Raw genomic sequence first — 9,337 nt, 5'->3', positions numbered from 1 at the left:
CCGGCATCCAGTTCGTTGACCAGGGTCAGCGACGTGTAGCAGAGCTCGAGTTCGCGGGCGAGCGCCGCCTCCGGGTGGCCGGTCATGCCCACCACCGACCAGCCCTGCGCCCGGTGCCACAACGATTCGGCGCGGGTGGAGAAGCGCGGCCCCTCGATCACGACCAGCGCGCCGCCGTCCACGGGCTCCCAGTCACGCCCACGCGCCGCCTTCAGCGCGGCGGCCCGTCCGGCCGGGCAGTAGGGGTCGGCCAGCGAGACGTGCACCACGTTCGGCACGGTGCCGTCGGGCAGCGGCAGCCCGTCGAAGTACGTCGACACCCGGGACTTCGTACGGTCGACCAGTTGGTCCGGGACGAGCAGCGTGCCCGGCCCGTATTCGGGCCGCAGGCCGCCCACCGCGCACGGGCCGAGCACCTGGCGCACCCCGAGTGACCGCAGCGCCCACAGGTTGGCCCGGTAGTTGATCCGGTGCGGCGGAAGATGGTGGCCGCGTCCGTGCCGCGGCAGGAAGGCGACCCGTCGGCCGGCGATCTCGCCGAGGAAGAGGGAGTCGCTGGGCGGCCCGTACGGCGTCTCCACCTGGATCTCGGTCACCTCGTCGAGGAACGAGTAGAAGCCGGAGCCGCCGATTACACCGATCTCTGCGTTCGCCATGACCAGCACAGTAGCTGGCGCCCGACGACGCGCACGGGCCGGTGCCGAAAACACCGAAGACCCTGCCGTCGTACGACGGCAGGGTCCCGTGCGTGTGAATCAGGCGGCGGTGCTGCCGGCCGAGGTGCCGGTGCCCGACGCCTTCGAGTCCGAGGACGAGGAGGACGAGGTCGACGACGACGAGGCCGACGGCTTCGACGACGCCGGCGAGCTGCTCGACGAGGAGCCGCGACTGTCGTTGCGGTAGAAGCCGGAGCCCTTGAAGACGATACCGACGGCGGAGAACACCTTCTTGAGGCGGCCGGAGCAGCTGGGGCACTCGGTCAGGGCGTCGTCGGTGAACTTCTGCACCGCCTCGAGGCCCTCGCCGCACTCGGTGCACTGGTACTGGTAGGTCGGCACTTGTCTTCCTCCTGGCACTCTCACTCAATGAGTGCTAACGACGGTCCATAGTGACGTATTCCTCGGGTTCAGTCCACTGCGACCGGCGTGCGGTGACCGACGCCACGCGCGACGGTGCGGCTGTGCGGGCGTGCCGTGAGCCGCGAGCGAAGCGCCACCAGCGTCGCCAGGGCGAGCACCGTACCGCCGAGCGGAACCAGGAACCCGGCGCCGTCCCAGAAGCGGTCCTCCAGCTGTCCGGCCACTGTGACCGCGCCCGCCTGGCCGAGCGCCACCGCGCCGGTCAGCCAGGTGAAGGCCTCGGTGCGCGCCCCGGCCGGAACCAGCCCCTCGACCAGCGTGTAGCCGGTGATCAGGACGGGCGCGATGCACATGCCGACCAGGAGGCCGAGACCGGCGAGCAGCAGCACCGAGTGTGCCGCCCACAGGCCGGAGGCGGCCAGAGCGAGGGCCGCGTATCCGACGACCAGGCGCCGGTGGGGGGCCGCCTTCCATGCGATGGCGCCGCAGGCGATGCCGGAGAGCATGTTGCCGGCGGCGAAGGTCCCGTACAGGACGCCGTTCAGGCCGGGCTCGCCGATCGACTCGGTGAAGGCGGCCAGCGACACCTGCATGCCGCCGAAGACGGAGCCGATGCCCAGGAAGGCCACGATCAGAACACGCACTCCGGGGACCCGGAGTGCGGAAGCGTGCTGCACGCGCGCGTGCCCACCGGCGGCGGCCGCGGGCTGGGTGCCCTTCTGCGCGGCGAACAGCAGACCTCCGACCAGGGTCAGCGACGCCTCCGTCACCAGGCCGGCGGCCGGGTTCACGGCGGTGCACAGCGCGGTGGCGAGCAGTGGGCCGACGACGAAGGCCAGTTCGTCCGTGACCGACTCGAATGCCGCCGCCGTTGTCATCAGCGGTGAGTCCTTGAGCTTCACTCCCCAGCGGGCGCGCACCATGGGGCCGATCTGCGGGACCGAGGCGCCGGTGGGGACGGCGGCCGCGAACAGCGCCCACAGGGGGGCGTCCGCCAGCGCGAGCGCCGTCAGGGTGAGGCCGGACAGCGTGTGCACCAGTACGCCGGGGATCAGTACGGTGCGCTGCCCGAAGCGGTCCGCGAGGCGGCCGCTGTAGGGCGCGAACAGCGCCATGGAGACGCCGGTGACGGCGGCGGCGGCGCCTGCCACGCCGTACGAGCCGGTGGTGTGCTGCACCAGCAGCACGATGGAGATCGTGAGCATCGCGAACGGCTGGCGCGCCGCGAAACCGGGGAGCAGGAACGTCCAGACGCCGCGGGTGCGCAGCAGTTGCCCGTATCCCGGGCGGGAGGAGGGGGCCGACGAGTTCTTCGACGGCGTGACCGTGGACGCCACGGCCTGTGCCTTTCTGCCGCCTGGTAGCGCGGCCCCTTTTTCATGGCTCGTTCGCCTCCGGGGCGCGCCGAGAGCTGTCCTCTTGCGCGGAACTGCGGTAGATACCGGCGCCCACTGAGGGGGCGTCCCGGCCGCCATGCGGTCGCGCCAGCTCTGCGTCAGGCAGAGTTGGTTCGATCAGGTGCCTTCATCGTACAGGGATCATTAGCCGGTGCACCTGTGAAAACGAGCACCATGGGGCTGTTCGCCTGCGATTGGCGGTGGTGTGAACTGTGTGAAACACACCCTTAACGCTCCGCCCCGCCGCCGTTCATGCCCAGCCACCCGGCCAGCTTGCCGCCGCGGCCCACCGCGCGCAGTCGCCGCTCAGCCGCGTCCCGGACCGGATCCGTGGCCACCACGAGGAGTTCGTCGCCGCGCCGCAGCACCGTCGTGGGCAGCGGCACGAAGGACTTGCCCTCGCGCACGACGAGGGTGACCGCGGCCCCGGCCGGCAGCCTCAGCTCGCTGATCTCGACTCCGTGCATCTTCGACTCGGGGGGGATCGTGACGGAGAGCAGATGCCCGCGCAGTCGCTCCAGGGGAGCCGATTCGATGCCGAGGTCGGCGGCCGCGGACTTGTCGCCCAGGTGGAGTTTGCGGGCGACCCAGGGCAGCGTCGGTCCCTGGACCAGGGTGTAGACGACGACCAGGCCGAAGACGATGTTGAAGATCCGGTCGCTGCCCTCGACGTCGCTCACCACGGGAATCGTCGCCAGGATGATGGGCACGGCGCCGCGCAGTCCGGCCCAGGACATGAGGGTCTGTTCCTGCCACGGCACCCGGAACGGCAGCAGGCAGAACACGACGCTCAGTGGGCGGGCCACCATGGTCAGCACGAGCCCGATGACGAGCGCGGGCACGATGTCGTCGCCCAGTTCGTGCGGGGTGACCAGCAGGCCGAGCAGGACGAACATGCCGATCTGGGCGATCCAGCCGAGCCCGTCGGCGAACCCGCGCGTGGCGGGCCAGTGCGGGAGCCGTGCGTTGCCCATCACCATGGAGGCGAGGTAGACGGCGAGGAAGCCGCTGCCGTGCGCCAGCGCGCCCGCCGCGTAGGCCGCGACCGCGATGGCCATGACGGCGATCGGATACAGGCCGGAGGCCGGGAGGGCCACGTGCCGCAGCGTCCATGTGCCCAGCCAGCCCACCGCGAGGCCGATGGCCGCGCCGATGGCCAGCTCCAGCGCTATCTCGCCGATCAGCACGTACCAGTGCTCGATCGGGCCGGCGGCGGAGAAGGAGACCACCAGGATGACGACGGGAGCGTCGTTGAAGCCGGACTCGGCCTCCAGCGTGCCCGTCACGCGCGCGGGGAGCGGGATTTTCCGCAGTACGGAAAAGACCGCTGCCGCGTCCGTGGAGGAGACGACCGCCCCGATGATGAGCGCCTGACGCCAATCCAGTCCGACCAGATAGTGCGCGGCCGCAGCTGTGATTCCGACGCTCACGGCGACCCCGGCCAGAGCCAGTGAGGTCGCGGCCGGCAGGACCGGCTTGGTCTCCTTCCACTTCGTGCCCAGGCCGCCCTCGGCCAGGATCACCACCAGGGCCGCGTACCCGATGACCTGGGTCAGCTCGGCGTTGTCGAAGCGGATGCCGCCGATCCCGTCCTCGCCCATGAGGACGCCGATGCCCAGGTAGACGAGCAGGCTGGGGAGCCCGCTGCGCGAGGAGATCCGGACCGCGGCCACGGCGACGAGCAGGACGATCGAGCAGACGAGCAGGAGCTCATTGAGGTCGTGGATACTCAGCGGCCGTTCCCTTCCCTGGTGCAGTTACTTTGTTACCTTACCTAACTCTTGACTGTTTCTTGACGCTTGCCAGGGCAAGATCGAACGTCCGTCCGTGCTGGTTCCCCAGTCCGCGTCAAGGCCCGTCGGGCCCTGCGCCTATGGTTGCTCCAGCGCTCATTCAAAGTCACAGCCCGACCTGCCGCTCGCGTTAGGACAGCAAGGACAGCGATGCCCCCCAACACCACCGCTCCAACGGGTCAGCAGCCCGGCAAGTCCGGCAGGAAGAAGGGGCGCAAAGCCCGTCTTATCGTGCTCGTGCTGGTGCTGGCCGTCGTCGGCGGCGTCGCGGGCGGGGCGTACTGGTCCATCAGCACCGTCCGCGCCTCCTTCCCGCAGACGAAGGGCTCGATCACGCTGGACGGCCTGTCCGGGCCCGTCGACGTCAAGCGGGACGGCCATGGCATCCCGCAGATCTATGCCTCCTCCGACGAGGACCTGTTCATGGCGCAGGGCTACGTCCAGGCGCAGGACCGGTTCTACGAGATGGACGTACGCCGTCACATGACCTCCGGGCGTCTGTCGGAGATGTTCGGCAAGGACCAGGTCGACAACGACGAGTTCCTGCGCACCCTGGGCTGGGACCGGGTGGCGAAGGAGGAGTACGACACCAAGCTGTCCGCCGCCACGAAGAAGTACCTGCAGGCGTACGCCAAGGGAGTCAACGCCTACCTGAAGGGCAAGGAAGGCGAGGACATCTCCCTGGAGTACGCGGCCCTCGGCTTCACCAACGACTACAAGCCGCAGCAGTGGACCCCGGTCGACTCGGTCTCCTGGCTGAAGGCGATGGCCTGGGACCTGCGCGGCAACATGCAGGACGAGATCGACCGCTCCCTGATGACCAGCCGTCTCGGCCCCCAGCAGATCGCCGAGCTGTACCCGCAGTACCCGTACAGCCGGAACCAGGTGATCGTCCAGCAGGGCCAGTACGACGAGCTCAACGGGACGTTCGAGGGGGCCGGTGGCGCGGACGGCACCTCCACGGACGGCACGGCCGCCGGTGGCACCGGTACTCCCGCGAGCGGGACGTCGACGTCCTCCTCCGCCTCGTCGGCGCTGCAGAGCCAGCTGTCGGGCCTCTACGAGGTCCTGGAGGACGTCCCGACGGCCGTCGGCGTGAACGGCAACGGCATCGGCTCCAACTCGTGGGTCATCGGCGGAGCGCACACGATCACCGGCAAGCCGCTGCTGGCCAACGACCCGCATCTGTCGGCCTCGCTGCCGTCCGTCTGGTACCAGATGGGCCTGCACTGCCGCACGGTCTCCGACAAGTGCCAGTACGACGTCTCCGGCTACACCTTCGCGGGCATGCCGGGCGTGATAATCGGCCACAACCAGGACATCTCCTGGGGCATGACCAACTCCGGCGCCGACGTCACCGACCTCTACCTGGAGAAGCTCACCGGCGACGGCTACCTGTACGACGGCAAGGTGAAGCCCTTCGACTCCCGCGAGGAGACCATCAAGGTCGCCGGCGGCACCTCGAAGAAGATCGTCGTCCGGGAGACCAACAACGGCCCCCTGCTGTCCGACCGCGACGACGAGCTCGTGAAGGTCGGCAGGAAGGCCACCGTCGACACAGCCGCACCCGACCGCGGCGACGGCTACGGCATCGCCCTGCGGTGGACCGCGCTGGAACCGGGCACCTCCATGGATGCCGTCTTCGCGTTGAACAAGGCGGCCGACTGGGACGAGTTCCGCGCGGCGGCGGCCCTGTTCGACGTGCCCTCGCAGAACCTCGTCTACGCCGACACCCAGGACAACATCGGCTACACGCTGCCCGGAAAGATCCCCACGCGCGCGCAGGGCCACGACGGCTCGATCCCGGCGCCGGGCTGGGACGCCAAGTACGACTGGACCGGCTACATCGACCAGGACGAGCTGCCCTACGAGTACAACCCGGAGCGCGGCTACATCGTGACCGCCAACCAGGCCGTCGTGGACAAGGACTACCCCTACACGCTCACCGCGGACTGGGGTTACGGCGCCCGCAGCCAGCGGATCGCCGACCTCATCGAGTCGAAGATCAAGGGCGGCGGCAAGGTCTCCACCGAGGACATGCGCCAGATGCAGCTGGACAACTCCAGCGAGATCGCCAAGCTGCTGGTGCCGCAGCTGCTGAAGATCGACGTCGGTGACAAGGACGTCCGCGAGGCGCAGAAGCTGCTCGAGGGCTGGGACTACACCCAGGACGCCGACTCCGCGGCGGCCGCCTACTTCAACTCGGTCTGGCGCAACGTCCTCAAGCTCGCGTTCGGCCACAAGCTGCCCAAGGAACTGCGCGTCAAGGGCCAGTGCCTGTGGGTCGAGCCGGTCGACACCACCGGTCCCGTGGACGAGGAGCGCCGGGTGCGCGAATGCGGGGCGCGTGACGCCGACCAGGCGCAGCCGGACGGCGGCGACCGCTGGTTCGAGGTCGTGCGGAGCCTCATGGACGACAAGGACAGCGACTGGTGGAAGACGCCCGCCTCGCTCACCCGCCCCGGCGCCGACAACCGCGACGACCTGTTCAAGCGCGCCATGATCGACGCCCGCTGGGAGCTGACCGCCAAGCTCGGCAAGGACATCGACACCTGGAGCTGGGGCCGGCTGCACCGTCTGTTCCTGAAGAACCAGACCCTCGGCACCGACGGCCCCGGCTTCCTGCAGTACGCCCTCAACCGCGGCCCCTGGAAGCTCAGTGGCGGCGAGGCGACCGTCAACGCGAGCGGCTGGAACGCCGCCGGCGGCTACGGCGTCGTCTGGGTGCCGTCGATGCGGATGGTGGTCAACCTCGACGACCTCGACAAGTCGAAGTGGATCAACCTCACCGGAGCCTCGGGGCACGCCTACAGCGACCACTACACCGACCAGACGGACAAGTGGTCCAAGGGCGAGCTGCTGGACTGGTCCTTCTCCAAGCAGGCGGTCGACGAGAGCACCAACGACACGCTCGTACTGAAGCCGTGAGCCGCTGACGGCGAGCGACGCCAAGGGCCCTCCACGCGCGCGTGGAGGGCCCTTTCGCCTGACGAGTGCTACGAGTCGCCGGTGAAGCGGCGGACCCCCGACGGCGTCACCACCGCGTGCACCGGCCGGTCGTGCGCCTCCACGGGGACGCGCTCGACGACCTCGGAGTCGTACAAGAGCACCACCAGCGCCGGCCGGGCGCCCGCGTCCTCCAGGCGCGCGAGCACGCGGTCGTACGAGCCTCCGCCGCGCCCCAGACGCATCCCGCACGCATCGACCGCGAGCCCCGGCAGCAGGACGACGTCGGCGGCGGTCACCGCGTCCGGTCCGAGGCGCTCGCCGACGGGCTCCAAGAGGGCCATTTTCCCGCCGTGTTGGACGCGCGCGAGGGAGCCCTCCCCGGCGTATGCGCCCCAATCCAGGTCGTTGTCGGGCAGAAGCGCCGGAAGCAGGACGCGTACGCCCCGGGCGTGCAGTGTGTCGAGCAGGGCGAGCGTTCCGGGTTCGCTCCCCACGGAGACGTACGCTGCCACGGTGCCTGCCTGTGCCAGTTCGGGCAGTTCGAGCGCACGCCGGGCCAACGCGGCCGAGACCGCCTGTACGTCATCCGCAGGCAACCTGCCTCTCACTGCGAGGATTTCTCGCCGCAACGTTCGCTTGTCAGGCTCGGCCGCGCGTCCGATGTGACTCATGAGTCGCTCCCGTACCGTCTTCAATGTGCTCATATGAGAGCCAATTAACCGGAGCCACAGATTCCGTACAAAGGCACCGGATATGGTTGCGGGCATGACTCAGTCGCACCTCAGGATCAGCAAGGCCGTCATTCCCGCAGCAGGCCTCGGCACCCGCTTTCTGCCGGCCACCAAGGCCACTCCCAAGGAGATGCTGCCGGTTGTCGACAAGCCTGCGATCCAGTATGTGGTCGAGGAGGCCGTGTCGGCCGGTCTCGACGACGTTCTCATGATCACGGGCCGCAACAAGCGTCCCCTTGAGGACCACTTCGACCGCAATTACGAACTCGAGTCTGCTCTGCAGAAGAAGGGCGACGCCGGGCGGCTCGCCAAGGTCCAGGAGTCCAGCGACCTCGCGACGATGCACTACGTGCGCCAGGGTGACCCCAAGGGCTTGGGGCACGCCGTCCTGTGCGCGGCCCCGCACGTCGGCAACGAGCCCTTCGCCGTCCTCCTCGGCGACGACCTGATCGACCCGCGCGACCCGCTCCTCAAGCGCATGATCGAGGTCCAGGAGCAGCGCGGCGGCAGCGTCATCGCGCTCATGGAGGTCGCGCCCGAGCAGATCCACCTCTACGGATGCGCGGCCGTGGAGACCACCGAGGACAGCGACGTCGTCAAGATCGGCGACCTGGTGGAGAAGCCGGATCCGGCCGACGCCCCCTCCAACTACGCGATCATCGGCCGGTACGTCCTCGACCCGCGCATCTTCGACGTCCTGCGCAAGACCGAGCCCGGCCGCGGCGGCGAGATCCAGATCACCGACGCCCTCCAGCTGCTCGCCCAGGACGAGAAGGTCGGCGGCCCCGTGCACGGCGTCGTCTTCAAGGGCCGCCGCTATGACACCGGCGACCGCGGCGACTACCTGCGTGCCATTGTCCGACTCGCGTGCGAACGTGAAGACCTGGGCCCGGACTTCCGGACCTGGCTTCGCAGTTACGTCACCGAGGAGATGTAGCCACCTTGAGCACCGCCGCGCCCCGCGCCACCGGCCAGGACCACCTGTGGTCGGTGGACGAACACCTGGAGGACATCCTCGAGACCGTCCGCCCCCTCGAACCCATCGAGCTGCAACTCCTCGACGCCCAGGGCTGCGTCCTGGTCGAGGACGTCACGGTGCCGGTCTCCCTGCCGCCGTTCGACAACAGCTCCATGGACGGGTACGCGGTGCGGGTCGGGGATGTCGCGGACGCGAGCGAGGAGTTCCCGGCCGTCCTCGAGGTCATCGGGGACGTCGCGGCCGGCCAGGCGGACCTGCTCCAAGTGGGTCCCGGCCAGGCCGCCCGCATCATGACCGGCGCCCCGCTCCCGCCCGGCGCCGAGACGGTGGTCCCCGTCGAATGGACCGACGGCGGCCTCGGCGAGGGCCCAGTCACCGGGATGCGGGCCCGCAGCCTCGCCCCCGAGGG

At 69.5% G+C, this 9,337-nt stretch carries 7 protein-coding genes and 1 pseudogene; 3 read left to right on the top strand and 5 right to left on the bottom strand.

The annotated features are described in order from the left end of the window. The 4 genes from ACTWQJ_RS38815 to ACTWQJ_RS38800 form a co-directional block, all read right to left on the bottom strand. On the bottom strand, positions 1–656 hold a 656-nt coding region (locus ACTWQJ_RS38815; protein ID WP_443311138.1), incomplete at its 3' end, for an S-methyl-5'-thioadenosine phosphorylase. A gap of 99 nt (positions 657–755) precedes the next feature. Further along, complete coding sequence (locus tag ACTWQJ_RS38810; RefSeq protein WP_443311137.1) at positions 756–1,058, bottom strand: FmdB family zinc ribbon protein; 303 nt, start codon at positions 1,056–1,058, stop codon at positions 756–758. 68 nt (positions 1,059–1,126) lie between these two features. Continuing rightward, positions 1,127–2,416, bottom strand: a complete 1,290-nt coding sequence (locus tag ACTWQJ_RS38805) for an MFS transporter (RefSeq protein WP_443311136.1) — start codon at positions 2,414–2,416, stop codon at positions 1,127–1,129. Positions 2,417–2,703: 287 nt separating this feature from the next. Next, complete coding sequence (locus ACTWQJ_RS38800; protein ID WP_443311139.1) at positions 2,704–4,233, bottom strand: potassium/proton antiporter; 1,530 nt, start codon at positions 4,231–4,233, stop codon at positions 2,704–2,706. A gap of 186 nt (positions 4,234–4,419) precedes the next feature. On the opposite strand from ACTWQJ_RS38800, the gene ACTWQJ_RS38795 reads away from it, so the two are divergent. After that, a complete protein-coding gene (locus ACTWQJ_RS38795) occupies positions 4,420–7,197 on the top strand; it encodes a penicillin acylase family protein (protein ID WP_443311135.1) in 2,778 nt (925 codons plus the stop codon). A gap of 68 nt (positions 7,198–7,265) precedes the next feature. On the opposite strand, the gene ACTWQJ_RS38790 is transcribed toward ACTWQJ_RS38795, so the two are convergent. After that, positions 7,266–7,889 (bottom strand): 5-formyltetrahydrofolate cyclo-ligase, encoded by a 624-nt coding sequence (locus ACTWQJ_RS38790; protein ID WP_443311134.1) that lies wholly within the window; start codon positions 7,887–7,889, stop codon positions 7,266–7,268. Positions 7,890–7,983: 94 nt separating this feature from the next. Between ACTWQJ_RS38790 and galU the strand changes: the two genes are divergently transcribed. After that, complete coding sequence (galU, locus tag ACTWQJ_RS38785; RefSeq protein ID WP_129799962.1) at positions 7,984–8,886, top strand: UTP--glucose-1-phosphate uridylyltransferase GalU; 903 nt, start codon at positions 7,984–7,986, stop codon at positions 8,884–8,886. A 5-nt stretch (positions 8,887–8,891) separates the two neighbouring features. Next, positions 8,892–9,337, top strand: a pseudogene (locus tag ACTWQJ_RS38780) (gephyrin-like molybdotransferase Glp); the annotation flags it as partial.

Origin of the sequence: Streptomyces sp. KR55, assembly GCF_052245645.1 — a bacterium.
In the GTDB taxonomy this organism is placed as follows: domain Bacteria; phylum Actinomycetota; class Actinomycetes; order Streptomycetales; family Streptomycetaceae; genus Streptomyces; species Streptomyces flavusporus.
This window is presented reverse-complemented; position numbering and strand designations above follow the sequence as displayed.